A 23,571-nucleotide genomic window follows, 5' to 3' on the forward strand; every position below is an offset into this window, starting at 1 on the left:
GAGAGCATGAACGCCGAACCGTCCCGCCGCCGGGTCCTGCAAGCGTTCGGCGCGGGCGGCCTCGCGCTCGTGGCCGCCGCTCTGGTGACCCCGGCCGGTGCGGCCGCGGTGCGCGGCAGGGCACCGGCACGGGGCGGGCCGGCCCCGGACGACGTCGCGGCGACCTACCAGCAGGTGCTGTTGCGGCACACCCGCTGGGCGGAGTCGCAGTTCGACGCGGCGGCGGGGATCTACCCGGCCAAGGACTTCACCTTCGCTGTCGTCCTCGGCAACGCGGTCCTGCTGACCAGAGACGGCTACGACGCCGCCGTGGCGGGCGTCGAGCGAGAGGTGCTGCACCGGCACACCGTCGACACGATCCGGCACTTCGCCGCGTCGAACCTGGTTGCCGGCGGTGCGGAATGGGGCCGTCGGCTGTTCTTCGACACCACGTTCCAGTCCTACTTCCAGCTCGCCGGCCGGCTGCTGTGGGACGACCTCGACCCGGCCACCCGGGCGAATCTGGACAAGATCGCCACCGGCCAGGCGGCCTACACGGCCGGCCTCGGCACCGGCGACGACCCGATGTCGGGCGACTGGACGCCGCACGGCCTGTCCGGCGGGCACGTCGGCGACACCAAGCTGGAGGAGATGGGCGTCTACGCGCAGGCGCTGGCCCCGGGGATCGCCTGGGCGCCCGGTGACGCGCGAGCCACGGCGTGGCGGGAGTGGTTCGGCCGGTGGAGCCGCAACGAAACCGGGCTGCCGCCGGCGGATCTGGCCAACCCGCGGGTGGTCGACGGCGTGGCCGTTTCCGCCAACGCCGCGGAAAACCTGTACGACACCTTCCTGGTCGAGAACCACGGCTCGTTCGGCCCGCACTACCAGGAGGAGCTGTGGCGCACCTCGGGCCGCAACGCACTGCACTTCCTGCTGGCCGGACAGCCGTTGCCGGAGGTGCTCACTGCGCAGCCGAACGGCGAACGGTTGTGGCACACCATGCTGCTCATGGCGGGTGACGCGGGCGAGCCGTTGATGCCGATGGTCGCGGACCGGGAGCACCTCTACGGCCGCGACGTGATCCCGCTCGCCTTCCGCGCCCAGGTGCTCGGAGATCGTTACGCGGCAAGGGCAGAGGCGCAGCTGGCCGCCCGTCTTGAGCCGTACCAGGCGTATCCGCCGGCCGACCGCGTCACGAAGTTCTCCGGGGAGCCGAAGTACGAGCCGGAGGCCCGTGCGGAGATCGCGATCAGTTATCTGCTGCACGAATGGCGGGCGAGCCAGGGTGGCCCGGTGCAGCCGGTGAGCCAGGCGGAGTTCGATGCGTACGCGGTGGGTGTCCGGGATTTCGGTGCAGGGCCGGGGTTGCTGGCGCATCGGACGGCGGACGCTTGGGCAGCGGCGGTGAGCAAACCGGGCTACGCCAAGTTCGCCTGGCAACCGCACCACGACGACTGGCTGTTCGCGGTCAGCGGGGCGACGCCGATGTTCCTGCCGTCGACGGCGCTCGAGGTGAAGGAACGGCACACGGCGACCTGGACGAAACTGCGCGACGGCTTCGAGGCGACGTCGGCGGTGTTCAAGTTCGACCAGGGGTACGCCGGTTTCGCCACACTGCCGTCCGGCGCCGCGGTGTACGCGACGACCGGACTGGCTGCGGCCGAGGGCGTGCTGTCGATCTACAACCTCGACATGCCCGGAATGCCCGGTCTGGCCGGCAAACGTACCTACCGCACGGCCGAGGGCACAGTCACCGTCCCGGCCACGCCCGCGGCCCCGGCCGGCGGCCGCACCGATGAGGTCGCTTTTCCCGCCGTCACAGCACAATACGTCCGGATGCTCGGTGTGCAGCCCGATCCGGCATACGGCTATTCCCTGTGGTCGTTCGAGGTCGGCGACGGTACCGACCTCGCGCGTGCGGGCACCGCGTCCGCGTCGTCCGCCGCTCCGGGCAAGGAGGCGAAGTACGCAATCGACGGCGACGCGACGACACGCTGGGCCGTGTCCACTGCCGATCGTCCGCGTGCCGACAGCTGGTTCTCCGTCGACCTCGGTGCGGCGAAGCAGTTCGACCGCGTGAAGCTGGTGTGGGAGGCGGCAGCCGGACGGCGCTACCGCATCGAGACCTCATCGGACGGTTCCACCTGGACCACTGCCGCGACTTACCCGAAGCCGGCGGTCAGTACCCGGGGCGGCTGGCTCGATGTCGACGGCCGGGCCGGATTCGTCGTGACCGGCGCGCCGAATCCGATCACCGTCACCGGGGACCGGATCGTGCTGTCCGACGGCGAATCGGCGCCGCTGCAGGTCGAATGCCACCCGGATCCGAAGGTACTGCCCACGACTTCGCCGCGCCCGGCTTCCGGCGTCGAGGCGGTGCGCACTTCCGTGGCCGACGGACATCTGGTGCTGCTCAACCTGTCCGGCTCGGCGGCGAAGGGCACCGTCACGCTGCCTGCGGCCGACGGCGAGATTTCGCTCTACCGCGGCGACCAAGTGTGCACTGAGGACAGTAGCGTCTTGACAATGTCCTTGGCCGCCGCGGAAGGGCGGGTCGAAGCGGCCTGGTTCACCGTGCGCGCCACTGCCGGGCAGAGCGGTCTGCAGGCCACGGTGGCCGATGCTGCGACGCTGCGGCTCACCGCCCCCGCCGGAACAGCGGTCCACGTTCAGGTCCGGCCGGCCGGCGAAGCGGCGCGGGAGGTAGTGGTCCCTGGCGGCGGCACCGTGACGGTCACCGCGAACGCCACCCGGCCGTACCCGCTTGCCGATCTGGCGGTGGGCGCCACGACGTTCCCGACCGAGCCCCTGCCGGAGGGCATGTCCGATCCCGGCGCCGCGGTCGACGACGACGAACGCACCTCCTGGCGTCCGGGTCCCGACGGCCGGATGGTCGTCGATCTCGGCGCGGTCCGCCCGCTCGGCGAAGTCGAGCTGACGTGGTCGGCCGGGCGGGTCCCGGACGCGGCCGTCGAAACGAGCGTCGACGGCCGCACCTACACGACCGCGCCGCCACTGCCTCGCCGCAGGCATGCCACGGTGCAGCCCGGCAGCTCAGCGCGGTACGTGGCGGTGCGAGTGCGTGGCACCGGGACCGCGGAGCTCACTGCCTTGCGGGTGCACCCGGCGAGCTGACCTGGGCCGCGGCCCGGTGGACGGCCGGTTTGCGGCGGAACCGGAGTGCGCCGTCGTCGATCCGGCCGTGGCGCAGGAGGAGCAGGTCGTTCGGGTAACTCGTGCCCATCCGCCACGGCCGTCGCGAGCCGGCGCGGGGGAACTCGTGCATGGAGCGCTGGACGTAGCCTGCCTGGAAGTCGAGCAACGGTCGTTCGGCGACGTCCGTGCGGTCGTTCACCGGCACGCACTGGTCGTATCCGTGCTCGTCCAGATGCCGCAGGAGCCGCACGGTGTACTCGCTGACCAGATCGGCCTTCAGCGTCCACGACGCGTTGGTGTAGCCGACGGTGAAGACGAAGTTCGGCACGCCGCTGAGCATCATCCCCTTGTACGCCATGGTTTCCGGCAGCTGCACCGGCCGGTCGTCGACGGTGAGCCGGATGCCGCCGAACGCGAGCAGGCGAAGGCCGGTGGCGGTCACCACGACGTCCGCGGGCAGCTCGGTACCCGAGCGCAGCCGGATCCCGGTTTCGGTGAACCCGGCGATCTCGTCGGTGACCACCGACGTGCCGCCGCGGCGGATCGCGGTGAACAGGTCGCCGTCCGGTGCCAGGCACAGCCGCTGGTCCCACGGGTTGTACCGGGGCCTGAAATGCCGGTCGACGTCGTAGCCCGGCGGCAGCAGCTTGACCGCACCCTTGCGCAGGACCGACCGCATCAGCCTGGGCCGCCGCCGGCTCAGCTGGTAGATCGCGGTGGTCGTGGCGACGTTCTTCCAGCGGGTCACCGCGTACCCCAGGCGGTCCCCGAGCAGTGCCCGCAGCCGGTTGGCGAGTTTGTCCTCCCCCGGTATGGCGGCGATGTAGGTGGGGGAGCGCTGCAGCATGGTCACGTGCCGGGCCTGTCCGGCCATGGCAGGCACGATGGTCACCGCGGTGGCGCCGCTGCCGATCACCACCACGTTCTTGTCCGCGTAGTCCAGCTCGGCAGGCCACTGCTGCGGGTGCACGACCGTCCCGCCGAACTGCTCGATACCGGGGAACGCCGGACGGTGGCCGCTGTCGTAGTGGTAGTAACCGCTGCACACGTACAGGAGGTTCGTGGTCAGCTGCCGGGTTTCCCCGTCGTGTTCGACCGTGACCGTCCACAGTGCATCCTCGGTGGACCACGAGGCGGCGGTGACCCGGTGGCCGTACCGGATGTGCCGGTCGATCCCGGCGTCGGCGGCGGTGTCCTGGATGTACTGCAGAATGGCCGGTCCGTCCGCGATGGACTTGACCCCGGTCCACGGCCGGAACCGGTAGCCGAGGGTCTGCATGTCCGAATCGGACCGGACGCCGGGGTAGCGGAACAGGTCCCAGGTGCCGCCGAGCGCGTCGCGGGCTTCCAGAATCGCGTACGTCCGGTCCGGGAACGCGGTCCGGAGGTGGTGCGCGGCGCCGACCCCGGACAGTCCGGCACCGACGATCAGCACATCGAAATGCTCGGTGGACGCGATGGGTTCAGCGGACACGGGCGGCCTCCTGGTTGCCGGAACGCCGGCTGGACGTCAGCCGGCCGAGCAGGTCGTAGTAGTGCGTGGGCGCGATGCGCACCAGTGCGTCGAACAGGTAGGCGTCCGGCCCCACGAGGATACGGGATTTCCCGCGCTCCACGCCGTGCTGGATGATCCGCGCGGCCTGCTCCGGTGTGGTCCTGGCCATCGCGTCGAACGCCGCGGCCATTTCCGCGGACGTGCGGTCGCGCCGGTCCGGATCCTGGTGCATCCGTCCGTTGCGGACGATGTTCGTCTTGATCCCGCCGGGGTGCACGGTGATCGCCCGCACGCCGGTCCCGCGCAGTTCCTGGCGCAGCGAGTCGGTGAACCCGCGGACGGCGAACTTCGCCGCGCAGTACGCACTCTGGTACGGCATCCCGGCGAGCCCGAACACGCTGGAGGTGTTGACGATCGCGCCGTGGCCCTGTTCGGCGAGGATCGGCAGGAACGCACGGGTGCCGTTGACCACGCCGTGGAAGTTGATGTCGTGCAGCCAGCCGGTGTCCTCGGCGACCGCGTCGCGCACCGTCTGCGACAGTGCGACCCCGGCGTTGTTGAACACCGCGGCGAGCGGGGCAGGCAGCCACTCGCGGACCTCACCGGCGAATTTCAGCTGGTCGGCGGCGTCCCGGACGTCGAGGACCCGGATGTGCACCGGCCCGCGCAGGCCGGCGGCGGTCTGCGCGAGCCCGGCCTCGTCGACGTCCGCGAGCGCGACCGGCGAGCCGAGCCCGTTCAGCCTCCGTGCGAGGCTCCGGCCGATTCCGGACGCCGCGCCGGTGATCACTGCCGGACGGCCGCTGAGCCGGTGACGCGGGGGCATGGTCGCTCCTCGGTGTGGTGGTGGGGCGGGGTTGGTTCTCCTGCACGCTGGGCGTGCGGCGCTGGTCGTCGTGACCGGGGCGACTGCGGCGGGACCCGGCCAGGCCGGGGCGGCGCCGCGGAAGTGACGGCCTGGCGGGAATCGCGGATGCCGGAGCGGGTGCCGCGACAGCGACGTCCGGCGCCGGCGGCCCGCCCTCACCCGGCGCCCGCCGCGGCGGCCGAGGCGGGGGAGGCCGGATCGGTGCTGCGGCGGCGGACCACCGCGAGGCCGCCCTTGCCGGGTGCGTTCGCGATCCCGCGGGAGTGCGGGGCTTCCCCCGGCGCGGTCGTGGCGGCCAGGTCGAAGTCCCGCACCAGGGTCCGCAGCACGACGTTCATCTCCATGTTCGCGAACGCTGCGCCGAGGCACCGCCTGCTGCCACCCCCGAACGGGACCCAGTGGTAGAGGTTGGGTTTCGCGGTGGCGAACCGGTGCGGATCGAACGTCTGCGGATCCGGGAACAGCTGCGGGTCCTCGTGCAGCAACGCGATGCTCACCAGCACCACCATCCCCTCCGGCAGCGTCCACCGGCCGAGCCGGTAGCCCTCGGCCTTGATCGTGCGCCCGACCACGTCGATCACCGGCCGGGTGCGCTGGACCTCGACGATGGTCGCTTCGCGCAGGGCTTTTCCCCCGGCGTCTTCCTCATCCGAGAGTGCCTGCAGCACCGCCGGGTGCCGGCGGAGCCGCTCGATCGTCCAGGCGAGCGTGGTCGCGGTGGTCTCGTGGCCCGCGGTCAGGAGGGTGAGCAGCTGATCGGCGACGTCCCGGTGCCGCATCGGCGTGCCGTCGTCGTAGCGGGCCTGCAGCATCAGCGCGAGGATGTCCTCCCGGTCGTCGAGGTGGCCCTCGCGTTCCGCCTTGGTGATCAGGCGCTCGACGATCGCGTCGTACTCCCGGCGCATGATCCGGAACCGGCCCCACGGGCTCCACCGTCCCCAGTCGAGCTGGGGGACGGGCAGCACGGCCAGCTGCGAGCCGAGTTTGACCCACCGCGGCAGCAAATCCCGCAGCCGGTCGAATTCCGCGCCCTCGGCACCGAACACCGCACGCAGGATGATGTCGAGGGTGATCCGCATCATCGACGGCAGCGTGGCGAACTCCCGGCCTTCCGGCCAGGTCGCGAACTCCCGTGCGGTCGCCGCCGCCATGATCTTCTCGTATGCGGCGAGCCGCCGTCCGTGAAACGGCGGCACGAGCAGCTTGCGCTGCTTGTGGTGCTCGGCCCCGGCGAGCGCGAACATCGAACCGGGACCGAGCACCCGGCCGAGATTGGGTTCCACGTTGTCCACGACGTCCGCACCGGCCTGGAACAGCTGTTTGATCTCGGCGGGATCGCTGAGCACGACCGCCTTGCCGAACACCGGGGTCTGCACGGTGAACGCGGTGCCGTACTTGGCGCGGATCCGCTGGACCCCGCGCCGGGGCCGGGTCAGCGCGTAGGCCGCTTGCAGCGGCCACGGGACCGACGGGCCCGGCGGCAGTCGCAGTGTGGTCATGGGCAGCCACCTCCCGGTTGGTACGCCAACGTACCAGCGGATGGTACGCTCATGTACCAGCTGAGCTCAAGAGGAGACGGATACCGTGCACCAGGTGACCCCAGCGCGAACCACTGCCGCGGCGCCCGCGGACTTCCGGCAGCGGCTGCTCGACGGGCTGGCCTTGTCGATCACCGAGCGCGGCTACCAGGACACCACGGTCGCCGACATCGTGCGGCTGGCCAAGACGTCGCGGCGCACCTTCTACGAGCACTTCTCCGGCAAGGAACCCTGCTTCGCCGCGCTGATCACCGAGGCGAACAACGAGATGATCCGGCGGATCGCGGCCGCGGTGGACCCGGCCGACCCGTGGCAGGTCCAGGTCCGCCGGGCGATCGGGGCCTGGCTGGACGCCGCGGACACCCAGCGCGCCGTCGCGCACAGCTGGATCCGCGATGTGCCCGCGCTCGGCATGCTGGCGCGGGAACTGCAGCGGGATCTGATGGAGCGCTTCATCACGATGGTCCAGACCCTGACCGACACCGCGGAGCTGCGCGGGGCCGGTGTCGGCCGCGCTTCCCGGCAGCAGGCGATCGTGCTGCTGGGCGGCCTGCGTGAACTCATCGCGACGACGGTCGAGGACGGCGGCCGGATCGCGGACATCACCGAGACTGCGGTCCAGGCCTCGATCGCGCTGCTCGGCCCCTCCTCCTGAACCCGCCGGTGCGGTGGGCGAGGGCCACGCTTCACCCTCTGGTCGCCGGGTGTCCGCCTCGGTGTCACCCTGGCGCGCCGGACGGGTCGATCGTCGGTTGACAGGGTGTCCGCGGGCGCCGCATCATTCGGGCGTTTGCCCGAGGGGCCAACCACGTTCCGTTCCCGCGGTGGGGTCGTATCCGGGGAGGACACGGAATGGCGACCGCAGCCGCGAGGAGACGACTATGCCATCGGTCAACCGGCGCAGGTTCCTGCAGGCGGCCGCGGCCGCGGCGGTCTCCTCGGCGATGCCGAGCGTTGCCCGTGCGGCGGCCATCCCGCCCGCGATCCGCAGCGGGACGCTCGCCGACGTCGAGCACATCGTGGTGCTGATGCAGGAAAATCGGTCGTTCGACCACTATTTCGGCACGCTGAACGGGGTACGCGGCTTCGGTGACCCTCGGCCGGTCGCCCTGCCCAGCGGGGAATCCGTGTGGCACCAGGCGGACGACAGCAACCAGGTGACGTGGCCGTTCCGGCCCGACGAGGACAATCTCGGTCTCACCTTCATCGAAGACCTCAACCACGACTGGAACGGCACGCACAGCGCGTGGCACGAGGGCCACTGGGACAACTGGATCCCGGCCAAGGGCACCACGACCATGGCCTACCTCACGCGCCGGGACATCCCGTTCCACTACGCGCTGGCCGACGCGTTCACCGTCTGCGACGCCTACCACTGCTCACTGCAGTCCTCCACCGACCCCAACCGCTATTACCTCTACAGCGGCTGGGTGGGCAACGACGGGTCCGGCGGCGGACCGGTGCTCGGCAACGAGGAAGCCGGCTACGGCTGGACGACCTTCCCGGAGCTGCTGGAAAAGGCCGGGGTGTCCTGGAAGATCTACCAGGACACCGGGACCGGGCTGGACGCCGCGGGCAGCTGGGGCTGGACCAAGGATCCCTACCTCGGCAACTACGGCGACAATTCGCTGCTCTACTTCGACCAGTACCGCAACGCCAAGCCCGGAGATCCGCTCTACGACAAGGCGCGCACCGGCACCAGCGTGCAGAACGGCGACGGGCTCTTCGACCGGCTCCGCGCCGACGTGCAGTCCGGCGCCCTGCCCTCGGTGTCCTGGATCGCCGCGCCCGAGGCGTACTGCGAACACCCGTCCTGGCCCGCCAACTACGGTGCCTGGTACATCTCCGGCGTCCTCGACGCGCTCACCTCGAATCCGGAGGTGTGGAGCAAAACGGCGCTGCTGATCACCTACGACGAGAACGACGGCTTCTTCGACCACGCGATGCCGCCGGTCCCGCCGGTCTCCGCGGACCGCGGCCTGTCCACTGTGGACGTCCAGACCGAGGTCTACTCCGGCGGTGCGGACGCCTCCTACGCCAAGGACGTGCCCTACGGGCTGGGGCCGCGGGTGCCGATGCTGGTCGTCTCGCCGTGGAGCACCGGCGGCTGGGTCTGTTCGCAGACCTTCGACCACACCTCGATCATCCAGCTCGTCGAAAAGCGCTTCGGCGTGCACAACCCGAACGTCTCGGACTGGCGGCGCGCGGTGTGCGGCGACCTGACCGGTGCCTTCGACTTCACCGGGGCGAACACCGCGGTGCCGAGCCTGCCCGACACCGGCGGTTACGCCCCGCCGCCGGACCACACCTCGCCGCCCGACTACCACCCGGTGCCGCCGGCCGGTGGTGCGGTGCCCGGACAGGAATCCGGGCTGCGCAAGGCCCGTCCGCTGCCGTACGACCTCGCGGTCGATGCGCAGGCGAAGGACGGCCGGATGCACCTGAACTTCACCAACTCCGGGGGTGCCGGCGCAGTCTTCCACGTCACCTCTGCGGTCCGCACGGACTACCCGTGGGTGTACACGGTGGGTGCGGGCCAGTCGTTGACCGACAGCTGGGCGCTGCCGGACGGCGAGTATCAGCTTTCCGTGTTCGGCCCGAACGGCTGGCTGCGCGAATTGGCCGGCACCGCGGGCGCGGTGGGACCGGAGGTCGTTGCGCGGCATGACGCGGCGGGCGGACACGTCACCCTCACCTTCGCCAACCCCACCGACGCGGCTGTGCGGTTCACCGCGACCGATGCCTACGACGCGGCCGAGTCCTACACCTACGAAGTCGCCGCCGGTGCGTCCGAGGACGTGCCCGGCTGGGGTGTGGACAAGGCCAACCGGTGGTACGACATCACCGTGCGGACCGACCGCGACGAGGCGTTCGTCCGGCGGGTCGCCGGGCACGTCGAGACCGGTGCGGCCTCGACCGGTGATCCGGCGGTCACCACGGCCTGACCGGCGCCGTCAGCGCGGCTGCGGGGTGAGCGTGAGGCTGTCCCGCAGTGCCGCCACGGCCGCGCGGTAGCGGGTGCTGAAGTCCGTTGTGGACGGTGGGTCGGCCGGATGCCGGTCGGCGTGTTCCTGCCAGCCGGCCAGTGCGTGGCGGTAGACGGCCAGCGCCAGATCGCACAGCAGCCGGGGCCGGGGGTCCCGCTCCGGGTCGAGCCCGAACCGGTCCCGCAGCAGGTCGAGCACCGCCAGCGTGTGCTGTTCGCAGAACTGCAGCGCATGTGCGACCAGCGCCGGATGCTGCCCCGAGAGCCGTTGCGCGGCCAGCAGCCATCCGGCGTCGTCCACCGTCATCCGTTCCACTGTGGACACCAGCGCGTCGCCGAACAGCTCCAGCATCGGCCGGTCCGCCGGTTCGGTCACCGACAGCTCGTCGAGCACCTTGGTCCAGAGCTCCCGGAACGGCGCGTTCGCCACTTCCTCCTTGCTCGTGAAGTAGCGGAAGAACGTGCGTTTGGAGACCTCCACCCGCGCACACAGCTCGTCAAGGGTGACCGCGTCGAACCCGCGCTCGGTGAACAGCCGGAGCGCGGTGTCCACCAGGTCGCGCCGGGTGCGCAGCTTCTTGCGTTCGCGCAGCGGCAGGGCGTGGCGTTCGGCGGGCTCGTTCACCAGTGCAGGCTACCGCGTGCCGAGCGCCACTTGCACGCACATGCCACTCAGTGGCACTTTGGTGTGTACAGGATCCGTCCACGGGAAAGGTTCTCCTCATGCGTGCTCTGCTCGCCGATCGCGGCACCCCTGCCGGTATCCGCCTCGGTACCGTCGCCGATCCGGATCCCGCGCCGTCCGAGGCGCTGGTCCGGACCGTCGCGTTGTCCCTGAATTTCGGGGAGACCGAACTGCTCGCCGACAGCGCGGACGGTGCCGTGCCGGGGTGGGAGGCGGCCGGGATCGTCGAACGGCAGGCCGCCGACGGCAGCGGACCGGCGGCAGGCACGCCGGTCGTCCTGGTCACCGCCGGCGGCGGTTCCTGGGCCGAGCTGGTCGCGGTGCCGACCGCCGGAGTGCTCGCCGAGGTGCCGGCCGGTGCCGATCTGGGCGCGATGAGCACCGTCCCGGTCGCGGCGGCCAGTGCACTGCGGGCACTGCACCGGACCGGGCCGCTGCTCGGCCGCCGGATCCTGGTGACCGGCGCGACCGGCGGGGTCGGCCGTTACGCGGTGCAGCTCGCCCGGCTCGGCGGTGCGCACGTGCTCGCCTCGACCGGGAGCCCGGACGTGCACGGCGAGAGCCTCGTCCGGCTCGGCGCGCACGAGGTGGTGGCCGGACCCGGTGCGTTCGAGGGGGAAGTCCACGGCGTGCTCGACACCGTCGGCGGCAGCCAGCTGGTCGCGGCGTTCGACCGGCTGGCCGCGCACGGTGTGCTGGTCTCGGTCGGGCACGCGAGCGGTGAGCCGGACCGGTTCCCCCAGGGCGCGCTGATCGGCATCCCGGGCAGGCACGACCGTTCGATCGTGACCTTCTTCCTCGGCGACGAATCCGGGATCGGCCCCGATCTGGCCTGGCTCGTCCGGCAGGTTGCGACCGGTGTGCTCGATCCGCAGATCTCCTGGCGTGGCAGCTGGGAATCGGCGGCCGAGGCACTCGTCGCACTGCGCGAACGCCGGCTCCACGGCAAGGCGGTGCTGGAAGTCCGCTGAACCCGTCCGGCGGGTCGGGCGGCTGGAATCGCCCGATCCTGCCGGACGTCCGTCCCTATGGCCAGTAGGCATCTACCTATATAGTGTAGGTTGATGTGGTGACCCGTACTCCTCTCACCACTGCCTCGGTCATCGCCGAAGCGGCGGCGCTTGCCGACGAGAGCGGTTTCGAGGCCGTCACCTTGTCGGCAGTGGCGCGCCGTCTCGGCGTACGGACGCCCAGCCTGTATTCGCATGTCCGGGATCGGGAGGCGTTGCTGGACGGGATCGGCGCGCTCGCGCTTTCGGAGCTCGTCGCCCGTATCGCCGAGGTGGTCGCCGGCCGCGCTGGGCGGGCGGCGCTCGAGGGATACGCCACTGTCTATCGCACGTACGCGCGGGAGAGACCCGGTCGATGGCAGTCGCTCCAGCGGCGTGCCGGCGAAGCCGTGGTGCGGTCGGACGCCGCCCGTGAGGTGGTCGCGCTGACTGCCGCGGTGCTCCGCGGCTATCCGGTGCCCGCCGCCGAGCACGTGCACGCGGTGCGGTTGCTGGGCAGCACCATCAACGGCTACCTGGCGCTGGAACGCATCGGCAGTTTCGACCACAGCACGCCCTCGCCCGAGGTCTCCTGGCGGAAGACCGTCGAGGTGCTCGACGTGCTCCTGCGGGCCTGGCCCGCCGAATCCGGAAAGGACACCACCGCACCGTGATCACCACACCGCTGACCGCCCCGCTCTTCCGCGGCGCCGCCGAGCTGGAGGAGACCGGCCGCGGCGTGCGGCCGCACCGGCTGCCGGCCTGGGTGCGTGCGCAATTCCCCGATCCGCAGCTGCTGATGGTGCAACGGCAGCCCTCCGGCGTGCGCGTGGCCGTGCGGACCGCCGCGCGGACCGTCGAACTGGTCATCCATCCGACGCGGGTGGCGTACCGGGGCGTGGACCGTCCCCGTGGCAGCGTCGATCTCGTCGTCGACGGGGCACTGTTCGCGAGCGAGACGCTGGACGGCGGCGACACCGTCGAGGTCGACCTCGGAACCGGGCAGTCCGAGCTCCGTACCGGGGCCGCGTATCCGGTGGCCTTCCGCGGATTGCCCGAGGGCGACAAGCTCGTGGAGTTGTGGCTGCCGCACTATGAATCGGTCGAGCTCGCCGAACTGCGCACGGACGAGCCGGTCCGGCCCGCCGAGCCCGGCGGGCCGGTCTGGCTGCACCACGGCAGCTCGATCAGCCAGGGTTCGAACGCGGCCACGCCCGCCCGGATCTGGCCTGCCGTCGCGGCCCGCCTCGGCGGGGTCGAGCTGCGCAACCTCGGTTTCGGCGGCAGTGCGATGGTGGACCAGTTCACCGCGCGGGTAATGCGGGATTCGCCTGCCGAGTTCATCAGCGTGAAGTTCGGCATCAACGTGGTGAACCTCGACGCGATGCACCTGCGTGCGTTCGTTCCCGCCGTGCACGGTTTCCTGGACACCATCCGCGACGGGCACCCGGACACGCCGCTGGTGCTGATTTCACCGACCTTCTGCGAAATCCACGAGGACACCCCCGGTCCGGGCGCCTTCGACCCGGACGCCTTCGGCGAGGGCCGGATCAAGTTCGTCGCGACCGGGGATCCTGCAGACGGGCAACGCGGCCGGCTCACCCTGCGGACCGTGCGCGATGCGCTGTCCGAAGTGGCCGAACGCCGGACGGACGACGCGAATCTCCACTACCTGGACGGAACCGCGCTCTACGGCGAAAAGGATGCTGCCGAGCATCCGCTGCCCGATGCCCTCCACCCGGACACCGACACGCACCGGCTGATCGCGGAACGCTTCGCCGGCTACGCGTTCGCGCCGGACGGCCCGTTCGCGAGCCGCGGGAGCGCTGCGGTTCAGTCCTGATCCAGCACCGCCTGGATCTCCAGGGCGATCTCGATCCGGTCGCCGGCCACGACCCCGCCGCCGTCGAGGCCGAATCAGGTGCCGGACGGTGAACGAGACCTCGGAATGGCCGGGGTCGACGGTCCAGGTGCCGGTCAGGTAGCCGGGGACCGCGTTCGTCTGTGTTCTGCTGCGCAGGCTGTCCCGGCCGGGCGGAAAGGTGGAGAGGAGCGCTTGCCGTGGGTGCGGCACCACCAGCTTCGGCCGCGAGCTGACGGACTTCCTGCGCACGCACCGCGCGTTGGACCGGCCCGCCGATCTCGGTCGCGCCGACGACGGGCGCCGGCGCCCGTCGTCGCCGGTGTCATCCGCCCGATCGGCGGTGGGGGTTATCCGCACGAGGCGCCGTCGGATCTGGTGGCGATCGTCGACGCACTGCGGCCGCATCCGGCGTACCTGCTGGGCCCGCGCCTGGACGTCCTGCCGCGCCGCAACCTGCTGTGGTGGCTGCCCGGCACGGAACGGTCCGATGTGGACGGATGGCGTGCGACGGCGCGGGCGAACTGTCCGCGGTGCGCCCGGTGTTCCGCTCGTGGTGGGCCGAGCACGACGTCCGCGCCTACGAACCGGCGCGCAAGACGATCCGGCACGCGCGGCTCGGCGCGTTGGAGCTGCACCAGCTGCAGAGAGTACCGGCGAGGCAGCCGCGGCTGCGTGTGCTCGTGCCCGTCGACGACGCGACCCGCGCGGCACGCGGGTAGGGCCGGGGCGTTCGTCCGCGCGGATGGAGGCCGGGGTGCCGGTTCGTCGTTGCGGACGAACCGGCGCCGCCAGGGCGGCGCCTAGGGTCGGGAGGTCACCGGCGCTCGGGAGGAGACCACCGATGCAGACACTCTTGCGGGGCGGCCGGGTCGTCGACCCTGGCCGAGGTTTCGACGGCGTCGCCGACGTGCTGGTGACCGATGCCGAGGTCAGCGCGGTCGCGCCGGGGCTCGACGCGCCGGACGGGGCGGCTGTCGTCGACGTCGGCGGGCTCGTGGTCGGGCCCGGGTTCCTCGATCTGCACAGTCACGTGCACTCCATCGCCGGGCAGCGGCTGCAGGCGATGGACGGTGTCACCACCGCCCTCGACCTCGAGGCCGGGCTGATGCCGATCGAACGGGCCTACGCCGAGGCGGCCGCGGCCGGGCGGCCGCTGCACTACGGCTTCTCCGCGTCCTGGGGCAGCGCGCGGGCACAGGCGCACGCCGGCATCACGCCCGACGCGCGGATCGAGTCCGGGCTGGCGGTGCTCGGCAACCCGCAGTGGCAACGGTCCTCGTCCCCGCGTGAGCTGGCCACCTGGCTGTCCCTTCTGGACGGTGAACTCGCCGCGGGCGCGCTCGGGATCGGGATCCTGATGGGGTACGCGCCGGCCAGCGACCCCGCGGAATTCCGGGCCGTCGCCCGGCTCGCGGCGAAGGCCGGAGTGCCGACCTACACCCACGTCCGGGAGCTGGTCGAGGTCGACCCGGACACGCCGGCCGACGGCTCCGCGGAAATCGCCGACCTCGCGGCGGAAACCGGTGCGACGATGCACCACTGTCACGTCAACAGCACCTCCGGCCGGCACGTCGACCGAGTGCTCGCCACCCTGGACCGATCGCGGCAGGCGGGGTCCCGCGTCACCGTCGAGGCCTATCCCTACGGCGCGGGCAGCACCGCGGTCGGCGCCGCGTTCATCTCACCGGAACGCTTGCGCCTGAAGGGACTCGGCCCCTCCAGCGTCGTCATGCTCGAGACCGGGGAGCGGGTTGCCGACCAGGGACGGCTGCGGCAGCTCCGGGCCGACGATCCGGGCGCGCCGTGTCTGCTGGAGTTCCTCGACGAACGGACCGAGCGTGACCGCGGGTTGCTGCAGCGGGCGCTCGCCTTCCCGGACGCGGTCGTCGCCAGCGACGCGATGCCGGTGTACTGGCCGGACGGACGGCACGAGAGCACCGAATGGCCGCTGCCACCGGGCGGATCGACACACCCGCGCACGGCGGGCACCTTCGCCAAGACGCTGCGGTTGATGGTGCGCGAAACCGGGACCTGGACCTGGCTGGAAGCCTTCCGGCGCTGCTCGTATCTGCCCTCCCGGATCCTCGACGACGTCGCTCCGGCCGCGGCCGCGAAGGGGCACCTCGCCGCCGGCGCCGACGCAGACCTGGTGGTACTGGACCCGGCGACGATCACCGATACCGCGACCTACGCCGATCCGACGCGGCCCTCGAACGGCATCAAACACCTGTACGTCGGCGGGGTGCCGGTCGTCGCGGACGGTGTGCTGCGCACCGATGCACTGCCCGGACGCCCGTTGCGAGGGGAACGCCGATGATCGAGCCGGACACGCTGCTCGCGGACATCGAAGCTCTGGTGTCCTGCGAATCGCCGTCGGAGGACCACGAGGCGGTCGCCCGCAGCGCCGAGGTGGTGGCGGCGATCGGCCGTCGCCTGCTGGGCGCGGAGCCGGAATTCCTTCGCACGGACGGGTGCACGCATCTGCGCTGGGGGTTCGGCACCGGTCCGGCGCGGGTCCTGCTGCTCGGCCACCACGACACCGTGTGGCCGCTCGGATCGCTGGGTACCCACCCGTTTTCCGTGCGCGACGGGGTACTGCGCGGTCCGGGGTGTTTCGACATGAAGGCGGGCGTGGTGATGGCCCTGCACGCCGCCGCCGCACTCGAAGACCGAGAGGGCCTCACGATCCTCGTCACCGGCGACGAGGAAATCGGCTCCCCCCGATCGCGGCCGTTGATCGAGGACGCGGCCCGCGGCTGTGCGGCGGTGTTCGTGCTCGAGGCGTCCGCGGACGGCGGCGCGCTGAAATGCCGTCGCAAAGGCGTTTCCCAGTACCGGATCGAGATCACCGGGCGTGCCGCGCACGCCGGGCTGGAACCGGAGAAGGGGGTCAATGCCGGCGTCGAGATCGCACACCAGATCCTGGCGGTGTCCGGGCTCGCCGACGCCGAGCGTGGCACGACCGTCGTGCCGACCGCGCTTTCCGCCGGTACGACGACGAACACCGTCCCGGCGGCGGCAAGCGTGGCGGTCGACGTGCGCGCGTGGGACGCCGCGGAACAGCAGCGGGTGGACCGGGCGGTCCGCAGCCTGGCGCCGGTGCTGGACGGCTCGCGCGTGCACATCGCGGGCGGGATCAACCGGCCGCCGCTGGAAGCAGCCGCGTCGGCGGGGTTGTTCGAGCTGGCCGGCAGGCTGGCGGCGGACCTCGGTCTCGGACCGCTCGCCGAGGCGTCCGTCGGCGGTGCCTCGGACGGCAATTTCACCGCAGGGCTCGGAATTCCGACGCTCGACGGGCTCGGCGCGGTGGGTGGCGGCGCGCACGCCGACCACGAGCACGTGCTCGTGGCGGAGCTGCCGCACCGGACCGCCCTGCTGACTGCGCTGACCGAAACCGTGCTCACCGAAACCGTGCCGGGTAACGGCTTTTCCGTCCGTGCCGACGAAACCGCCGGGTGATTCCGGTGCAGCACGACGGTGACGCGCCGGCGGCGGCCGGAAAGAATGGCCCGGTGACTGATCTCGTGACGAACACCCCGGTGCGCGCCGAAGCGGAGCGTGCGGCGATCGCGGCGGCCGACGCCGCGCAGGTGGAGATCCGCGAGCTGACCGAGCTCGCCGAGCTGTCCGCCGGATGCCGGCTCTTCGACTCGATCTGGCGGCCGGAACCGGGAAACCGGCCGGTGACCACCGAACTGCTGCGGGCGATGTCCGCGGCGGGCAACTACGTCGCGGGCGCGTTCGAAGGCGGCGAGCTGCTGGGTGCCTGTTTCGGGTTCTTCGGACCGCCGCCGAAGGGGCTGCACAGCCACATCGCCGGCGTCGCGCCCGGGGGACTCGGCCGCGGCCTGGGCTTCGCGCTCAAACAACACCAGCGCGCGTGGGTGCTGCGCCAGGACGTCCGCACGATCTCCTGGACCTTCGACCCGCTGGTACGCCGCAACGCGCATTTCAACCTGACGAAGCTCGCCGCCCGCGCGGCGAGTTACCTGCCGGACTTCTACGGTCCGATGCGCGACGGCATCAACGGCGCCACCCGCACCGACCGGATCCTGATCACCTGGGATCTCGCCGACGCGCAGGTCCGGGCCGCGGCACTCGGTGATCCGCCGCAGCTGGACCTGAACGAGCTGCGCAGCCAGGGCGCGGCACTCGCGCTGTCGGCCGACTCCGACGGACGCCCGGTGCCCGGACCGGCGGACGCCCGGGTCGCACTGGTCGCGGTGCCGCCGGACATCGAGGCGGTACGGAAAACCGATCCCGCGCTGGCGCGTTCCTGGCGGAGCGCGCTGGGCGAAGTGCTGCCCGGATTGCTCGCAGCGGGGGCCGCGGTCACCGGATTCGACCGGGCCGGATGGTACGTCGTGACGAAGGAGTGCTCGTGAAACTCGATGGCGTCGAGCTGCTGCGGGTCCGGATGCCGCTGGTGGCACCGTTCCGGACGTCGTTCGGCACGCAGCACGTGCGTGAGGTGTTGCTCGTGCGCGTGGTGACCCCGGACGGCGAGGGCTGGGGCGAATGCGTGACGATGGCCGATCCGCTGTATTCCTCGGAATACGTCGACGGCGCCGAACACGTGCTGCGGACCTTCCTGGTACCGGCGCTGCTGCACGGTGGAGAGGTGACCGCGAACAAGGTCGCTCCGCTGCTGGCGCCGTTCAAGGGACACCGGATGGCCAAGGCCGCGCTGGAGATGGCGGTGCTCGATGCCGAACTGCGCACGCACGGGATGTCTTTCGGGACGCTGCTCGGGTCCACAAAGGACTCCGTGCCGTGCGGGGTGTCGATCGGCATCATGGACACGATCCCGCAGCTGCTCGACGCCGTCGGCGGTTACCTCGACGCCGGGTACCTGCGGATCAAGCTCAAGATCGAGCCCGGCTGGGACGTCGAGCCGGTGCGGGCGGTCCGCGAGCGCTTCGGCGACGACGTGCTGCTGCAGGTGGACGCCAACACCGCCTACACCCTCTCGGACGTACCGCAGCTGCAGCGGCTCGACCCGTTCGGGCTGCTGCTGATCGAGCAGCCGCTGGAGGAGGAGGACGTGCGCGGGCACGCCGAACTGGCCCGGCACCTGCGGACCCCGATCTGCCTCGACGAGTCGATCGTCTCGGCCCGCTCGGCCGCGGACGCGATCGCGCTCGGCGCCTGCCGGATCGTGAACATCAAGCCCGGCCGGGTCGGCGGGTACCTGGAGGCCAGGCGGGTGCACGACGTCTGCGCCGCGCACGGCGTGCCGGTGTGGTGCGGCGGGATGATCGAGACCGGACTGGGCCGGGCGGCGAACGTCGCGCTCGCGTCGCTGCCCGGGTTCACCCTGCCCGGGGACACCTCGGCATCGGATCGCTTCTACCGCACCGATATCACCGAGCCGTTCGTGCTGGACGGCGGGCACCTGCCGGTGCCGGCCGGGCCGGGCCTCGGCGTCACCCCGATCCCGGACGCGCTGGCCGCGGCCGGTACCGGAAAGGTCTGGCTCGGTTCGTAGCCGCGGACGAATCCGGTGCTAGATTCGGTGCACCCGGACCAACCCGGTCCGGTGTCCGCGCGGTTTAAGGTCGGGTGGTGCTGACGCCGGTGCCTGCCAAACCCCACACGAGCCTGGCGCGCGTGCTCGAAGACCTCGGCGATGTGCTCCTGGAACCGGTCGCGGGCGTGCGGAGCCCGCGACGCACGCTCGGCGGGGTGGTCATCCACGATCCGCTGGACACCGCGCTGCCTTCGGCCAGTGCGGTGGTGCTGGGCGTCGGTGTGCGGGAGCCGGACGAGGTCGTGCGGCTGCTGCACAGCTACGGCGGCCGGGGCGCGGCGGCACTTGTCGTGCGGGTACCGGTCGAGCCGACGCCGGAGGTGCGCCGGGCCGCGGAGAAGTCCGGCGTCGCGCTGCTCGGCCTTGCCACCGGCGCTTCGTGGGCGCATCTCGCCGCGATGCTGCGCACCCTGCTGGCCGAGGGCGACGTCGGCGAGGGCAGTCCGCAGACCCTGGGCGGAGTGCCGTCCGGGGATCTGTTCGCGCTGGCCAACGCGGTGGCGGCGCTGCTGGACGGGCCGGTCACCATCGAGGACCGGGCCTCGCGGGTGCTGGCCTTCTCCGGACGGCAGGACGAGGCCGATCAGGGCCGGGTCGAGACGATCCTGGGCAGGCAGGTGCCCCAGCGCTACACCCGCGGCCTGACGCGGGCAGGCGTCTTCGAACGCCTCTACCGCGAACCGGGTCCGGTCTACGTCGACCCGGCGGAGCAGGACTTCGAGATGGACGTGCCGCGGGTGGCGATGGCCGTGCGCGCGGGCGACGAGATCCTCGGGTCGATCTGGGCGGCGGTGCCGGGGCCGCTCACCGCGGAGCGCACGCAGGCGCTCATCGACGCCTCGAAGGTGGTCGCGTTGCACCTGCTGCGGTTGCGGGCCGGCGCGGACGTCGAACGCAGGTTGCGGGCGGATCTGGTGAGTACCGCGCTGGAAGGCGGTCCGGCGGCACCCGAGGCGATCGCGCGGCTCGGACTGCTCGGCCAGCAGGCGACCGTGCTGGCGATGGGCCTTGCCGGTGATCCGGAGACCGAGCGCGGGGCGGACGACGTCCGCCGGGTGGCCGAACGCCAGCGGCTCGCGGACGCACTGGCCATGCACCTGAGCGCGGTCCAGCCGCGATCGGCGGTCGCACTGGTGGGCGAGGTCGCGTACGGGATCGTGCCGATGCCCGGCGGTGAGGAGGATTGCGCGGACCGGGCGGTGCGGCTCGCCGGTGCGTTCCTGGAACGCACCGGTCACCGGGTGGCCGCGGCGATCGGTATCGGCCCGCCTGCCACGGACGGGTCCGGATTCGGGCGTTCCCGCGCGGGCGCGGACCGGGCGCTGCGGGTGCTGCTCGCGCAGGACGGGCCGCGCCGGGTGGCCATCGTCTCGGACGTGCACGTGGACGCACTGATGCTGGAACTGGCGGATCTGGCGGCGGCCCGCGGCGACGAGGTGGGCGGGCCGCTCGCGCGGCTGCTGGACTACGACGAGCGGCACCAGTCGCAGCTCGTGCACACGCTGCGCTGCTGGCTCGACGCTTTCGGCGACGTGGTGGCAGCCGCGGCGAAGGCCTACGTCCACCCGAACACCTTCCGGTACCGGCTGCGCCGCCTGGCGGAGGTGGGCGAGATCGACCTGGACGATCCGGAACAACGGTTCGCGGCAATGCTGCAGCTGCGCCTGCTGCCAGGGCCACCGCCGGGCTCCGGCACCCCGACGGCGGGCGAGGGTTGATCGGGTTGGTGTTCGGGCCTGTGGTGGGTTGCGGTGGCCGGGTGGTGGGTGGTGCTTGACCGGCTTGGTGTTCGGGCGGCCGGTGGGTTGCGGCAGCCTGGCGGTGGGCGGGGGTTGATCGGGTTGGTGCTGGGGCGGCTGTCGGGTTGCGGCAGCCCGGTGGTGGGCGGGGGTTGATCGGGTTGGTGTTCGGGCCTGTGGTGGGTTGCGGTGGCCGGGTGGTGGGTGGGGGTTGATCGGGTTGGTGTTCGGGCCTGTGGTGGGTTGCGGTGGCCGGGTGGTGGGTGGTGCTTGACCGGCTTGGTGCTGGGGCGGCCGGCGGGTTCTGGCGGTCGGGTGGTCGAGGCGGGGCCGACCGCCTGCTGTCCGGGTCGGCTCCGGTCTTCTGGTGGTTCGGCGGTGGGCGGCGGGGGCTGACCGTCTGCTCCTGGTGGCCCGGTCCGGAAATGCCGCGCAAGGTTCGTGGTGCGGTACGAACCCCGGCCTCGCCGGGTTGTCCAGACTGGGGCACCGGCGGCGCAAGCCCCGGTCCGCGGACGAAAGGTCGACGATGACCACTGTGGACACCCAGGCCGGCGAGTTCTGGACTGCACGGCGGATCAACCGGACCGCGCTCGTGACCATGGGCGTCATGCTGCTGGCCTGGTCGGTCGACTACATCGACCGGTTCGCGATCAGCATGGCGCTGCCCTCGATCGGCGCGGAATTCGGGCTCGGCAAGACCGCGCAGGGCTGGCTGGTCACCGTCTTCGCGCTGGTCTACCTCGCCTGCCAGATCCCGGCCGGGTTCCTGGCCGACCGCTACGGCTCGCGCGTGCCGATGCTCGTCACGCTCGTGCTGTGGTCCGGGTTCACCGCGCTGACCGGGATGGCGGGCACCTTCGGGGTGCTGCTGCTGGTGCGTGCGCTGTTCGGGGTGTGCCAGGGGTGTTTCCCGGCCGCCTCGTTCAAGGCGATCGCCGAGCGGACCACCCCGGCCAACCGGGGCACCGCGGCCGGCGTGATGCTCTCCGCGAGCGGTATCGGGTCCGGGCTCGCACCGCTGATCGTCGGGCCGCTGCTGATGGCCGTCGGCTGGCGGCACACCTTCCTGTGGATGGCAGGCTGCGGCGCGCTGATCGGCGTCGCGGTGTGGGCCGTGCTGCCGAAGCGGCTGCCGGACCGGCTGACCCGCCTGCCGGGGGAGACCGACGCTCCTGCGGTGCCGCGGTCGCGGGTGCTGCGCGCGGGGGTGATTTGGAAGTTCGCGCTGCTGTTCTGCGTGACGAACATGCTCAGCTAGGGCCTGATCACCTGGGTGCCCAGCTACCTGGTCGAGGCGAGGCACCTGTCGCTGACGCAGACCGGCGTGCTCGCCGCGATCCCGATGCTGGTCAGCATCGGCACGACGATCCTCGGCGGCTGGCTGTTCGACCGGTTCTTCCACGACAAGGCCCGCTGGTTCCTCAGCGCCATCGCACTGGTGACCGTGGTGCTCCTGCTGCTGATGCTCTCCGCGGGCAGCACCACCGCGTTCACCGTCTACGAAACCCTCGCGGCCGGCGTGTTCGGCCTGGCCACGATGGGCGTGTTCGGGCTCCCGCTGCGGGTGCTGCCGCCCGCGCTGACCGGGGTGGGCGCGGGGATCATGAACTTCGGCGGCCAGGTGGCCGGCGCGGTCGCGCCGGTGGCGATGGGCTGGCTCGCCGAGCACTTCTCCTATTCGGCGGCGTTCGGTTTCCTCGTGGTGACCACCCTGCTCACCGCCGTGATCGCGTTCTGGGTGCCGCAGCGCGCCGAGGACTTCAGCCTGGCCGGGTGAAGACGGAAGGAGTGTCCGGTGCGGACAACGGAGATCACCGACCGGGCCGCCGCCCTCGGCGTGCGGGTCCGGTTGCATGCGGCCGACCTCGACGGGCCGGGCCGGGTGGCGATCGGAGCCGCCGAACCGGTGGTCACGGCGTCGGTGTTCAAGGTCCCGGTCGCGCTCGAACTCGCCCGGCAGGCCGCGGCGGGTGAGCTCGACCTGGCGGAGCCGATCACCGTCGCGCCGGGGCATCCGACGCCGAGCCCCTACGGGCTGGCCACCTTCCGGCACGAGGTCACCATGTCGTGGCACGACCTGGCGGTGCTGATGATCGGCATCAGCGACAACGTCGCGACCGACCTGATCCTCGCGCGGATCGGCCGGGACGCGGTTGCGAAACTGTTGCGGCATCTCGGTTTCGAGCACACCGTGGTCCCGCAGGACTGCGGGGAACTGCTGCGGACCATCGGGACGGACCTCGGCGCGGATTACGCCGACGGCGAACGGCAGCTCACCGCGCTCAGCCCGGCGCAGCTGGCGTCGTTGCGAGCGCTGCAGCCGGAGCACACCTGCCGCACCACCGCCGAGGAGATGACCCGGCTGCTCGGGCTCGTCTGGCGGGACGAAGCGGCACCACCGGCAGCCTGTGCGGACGTGCGGCGGTGGATGGGCCTGCAGGTGTGGCCGCACCGGCTGCGCTCGGGCTTCGCCGACGACCGCATCCGGATCAGCGGCAAGACCGGCACGTTGCCGACCGTGCGCAACGAGGTCGGAGTCGTCGAATACCCGGACGGCGGCCGGTACGCGGTGGCGGTCTTCACCGAAGCGGCCGACGCCAGGGGACAGGTGCCGGAACGGGACCGCTTCCTCGGGTTCGCCGCCGCACGAGCGGTCGGGTGGCTGCGGCCGTGACGTCCGGGCACGCCGGGTTCGTACCCGGTACCCGAAATCCGGCACCGGACTCATCGGTTCGGACG

The 23,571-nt window shown here is 71.8% G+C and carries 17 protein-coding genes and 1 pseudogene; 14 read left to right on the forward strand and 4 right to left on the reverse strand.

The window, feature by feature from the left end; genetic code table 11:
• Positions 1-6 precede the first annotated feature (6 nt).
• Positions 7-3,114 carry a discoidin domain-containing protein gene (locus ABD793_RS28410; RefSeq protein WP_344865458.1) on the forward strand — a complete coding sequence of 1,036 codons (3,108 nt, stop codon included), beginning with the start codon at positions 7-9 and terminating at the stop codon, positions 3,112-3,114.
• On the opposite strand, the gene ABD793_RS28415 is transcribed toward ABD793_RS28410, so the two are convergent.
• From ABD793_RS28415 to ABD793_RS28425, 3 genes are all read right to left on the reverse strand, one after another.
• Positions 3,083-4,609, reverse strand: coding sequence for a flavin-containing monooxygenase (locus ABD793_RS28415; protein ID WP_344865459.1), 1,527 nt, complete (start codon positions 4,607-4,609; stop codon positions 3,083-3,085). The two genes, ABD793_RS28410 and ABD793_RS28415, sit on opposite strands and share 32 nt — an antisense overlap.
• A complete protein-coding gene (locus ABD793_RS28420) occupies positions 4,599-5,456 on the reverse strand; it encodes an SDR family NAD(P)-dependent oxidoreductase (RefSeq protein WP_344865461.1) in 858 nt (285 codons plus the stop codon). Before ABD793_RS28420 ends, ABD793_RS28415 begins: the two co-directional genes overlap by 11 nt.
• A 197-nt stretch (positions 5,457-5,653) precedes the next feature.
• Entirely contained in the window at positions 5,654-6,997 is a 1,344-nt protein-coding gene (locus ABD793_RS28425) for a cytochrome P450 (protein ID WP_344865463.1), read from the reverse strand.
• Between the two features lie 94 nt (positions 6,998-7,091).
• On the opposite strand from ABD793_RS28425, the gene ABD793_RS28430 reads away from it, so the two are divergent.
• Both ABD793_RS28430 and ABD793_RS28435 read left to right on the forward strand, forming a co-directional pair.
• The gene (locus ABD793_RS28430) at positions 7,092-7,691 is read left to right on the forward strand and encodes a TetR/AcrR family transcriptional regulator (protein WP_344865465.1); all 600 of its coding nucleotides are present in this window, start codon (positions 7,092-7,094) and stop codon (positions 7,689-7,691) included.
• Positions 7,692-7,917: 226 nt separating this feature from the next.
• On the forward strand, positions 7,918-9,981 hold the full coding sequence (locus ABD793_RS28435; protein ID WP_344865467.1) for a phosphocholine-specific phospholipase C: 2,064 nt from the start codon (positions 7,918-7,920) through the stop codon (positions 9,979-9,981).
• Positions 9,982-9,990: 9 nt separating this feature from the next.
• Here ABD793_RS28435 and ABD793_RS28440 read toward each other — a convergent pair whose 3' ends face one another.
• Positions 9,991-10,647 (reverse strand): TetR family transcriptional regulator, encoded by a 657-nt coding sequence (locus ABD793_RS28440; RefSeq protein WP_344865469.1) that lies wholly within the window; start codon positions 10,645-10,647, stop codon positions 9,991-9,993.
• A 98-nt stretch (positions 10,648-10,745) separates the two neighbouring features.
• On the opposite strand from ABD793_RS28440, the gene ABD793_RS28445 reads away from it, so the two are divergent.
• The 11 genes and pseudogenes from ABD793_RS28445 to ABD793_RS28495 all read left to right on the forward strand — a co-directional run bounded on the left by ABD793_RS28445 (position 10,746) and on the right by ABD793_RS28495 (position 23,506).
• The gene (locus ABD793_RS28445; RefSeq protein ID WP_344865471.1) at positions 10,746-11,678 is read left to right on the forward strand and encodes a zinc-binding dehydrogenase; all 933 of its coding nucleotides are present in this window, start codon (positions 10,746-10,748) and stop codon (positions 11,676-11,678) included.
• A gap of 98 nt (positions 11,679-11,776) precedes the next feature.
• Entirely contained in the window at positions 11,777-12,370 is a 594-nt protein-coding gene (locus ABD793_RS28450) for a TetR/AcrR family transcriptional regulator (protein ID WP_344865473.1), read from the forward strand.
• Complete coding sequence (locus tag ABD793_RS28455) at positions 12,367-13,539, forward strand: GDSL-type esterase/lipase family protein (RefSeq protein ID WP_344865475.1); 1,173 nt, start codon at positions 12,367-12,369, stop codon at positions 13,537-13,539. Before ABD793_RS28450 ends, ABD793_RS28455 begins: the two co-directional genes overlap by 4 nt.
• A gap of 518 nt (positions 13,540-14,057) precedes the next feature.
• Complete coding sequence (locus tag ABD793_RS28460) at positions 14,058-14,279, forward strand: MmyB family transcriptional regulator (RefSeq protein WP_344865477.1); 222 nt, start codon at positions 14,058-14,060, stop codon at positions 14,277-14,279.
• A 122-nt stretch (positions 14,280-14,401) separates the two neighbouring features.
• Positions 14,402-15,877 (forward strand): amidohydrolase family protein, encoded by a 1,476-nt coding sequence (locus ABD793_RS28465; protein ID WP_344865479.1) that lies wholly within the window; start codon positions 14,402-14,404, stop codon positions 15,875-15,877.
• Positions 15,874-17,019 (forward strand): M20 family metallopeptidase, encoded by a 1,146-nt coding sequence (locus ABD793_RS28470; protein WP_425548785.1) that lies wholly within the window; start codon positions 15,874-15,876, stop codon positions 17,017-17,019. The genes ABD793_RS28465 and ABD793_RS28470 overlap by 4 nt, the downstream gene beginning before the upstream one ends.
• A 53-nt stretch (positions 17,020-17,072) precedes the next feature.
• A complete protein-coding gene (locus ABD793_RS28475; protein WP_344865481.1) occupies positions 17,073-17,945 on the forward strand; it encodes a GNAT family N-acetyltransferase in 873 nt (290 codons plus the stop codon).
• A complete protein-coding gene (menC, locus tag ABD793_RS28480) occupies positions 17,942-19,048 on the forward strand; it encodes an o-succinylbenzoate synthase (protein WP_344865483.1) in 1,107 nt (368 codons plus the stop codon). The genes ABD793_RS28475 and menC overlap by 4 nt, the downstream gene beginning before the upstream one ends.
• A gap of 77 nt (positions 19,049-19,125) precedes the next feature.
• Positions 19,126-20,808 carry a PucR family transcriptional regulator gene (locus tag ABD793_RS28485; protein ID WP_344865485.1) on the forward strand — a complete coding sequence of 561 codons (1,683 nt, stop codon included), beginning with the start codon at positions 19,126-19,128 and terminating at the stop codon, positions 20,806-20,808.
• A gap of 631 nt (positions 20,809-21,439) precedes the next feature.
• Positions 21,440-22,609 (forward strand): annotated as a pseudogene (locus ABD793_RS28490) (MFS transporter).
• Between the two features lie 18 nt (positions 22,610-22,627).
• Positions 22,628-23,506, forward strand: coding sequence for a serine hydrolase (locus tag ABD793_RS28495; protein WP_344865487.1), 879 nt, complete (start codon positions 22,628-22,630; stop codon positions 23,504-23,506).
• Positions 23,507-23,571: the final 65 nt, after the last annotated feature.

The organism is Amycolatopsis ultiminotia, assembly GCF_039536925.1.
Classification (GTDB): Bacteria; Actinomycetota; Actinomycetes; order Mycobacteriales; family Pseudonocardiaceae; genus Amycolatopsis; species Amycolatopsis ultiminotia.

Bases quoted from the DNA above. Each gene is read 5' to 3' on its own strand.
- ABD793_RS28435 (WP_344865467.1), top strand. From the start codon at position 7,918: ATGCCATCGGTCAACCGGCGCAGGTTCCTGCAGGCGGCCGCGGCCGCG.
- ABD793_RS28460 (WP_344865477.1), top strand. From the start codon at position 14,058: ATGGCGTGCGACGGCGCGGGCGAACTGTCCGCGGTGCGCCCGGTGTTC.
- ABD793_RS28470 (WP_425548785.1), top strand. From the start codon at position 15,874: ATGATCGAGCCGGACACGCTGCTCGCGGACATCGAAGCTCTGGTGTCC.
- ABD793_RS28425 (WP_344865463.1), bottom strand. From the start codon at position 6,997: ATGACCACACTGCGACTGCCGCCGGGCCCGTCGGTCCCGTGGCCGCTG.
- ABD793_RS28410 (WP_344865458.1), top strand. From the start codon at position 7: ATGAACGCCGAACCGTCCCGCCGCCGGGTCCTGCAAGCGTTCGGCGCG.
- ABD793_RS28420 (WP_344865461.1), bottom strand. From the start codon at position 5,456: ATGCCCCCGCGTCACCGGCTCAGCGGCCGTCCGGCAGTGATCACCGGC.
- ABD793_RS28445 (WP_344865471.1), top strand. From the start codon at position 10,746: ATGCGTGCTCTGCTCGCCGATCGCGGCACCCCTGCCGGTATCCGCCTC.
- ABD793_RS28465 (WP_344865479.1), top strand. From the start codon at position 14,402: ATGCAGACACTCTTGCGGGGCGGCCGGGTCGTCGACCCTGGCCGAGGT.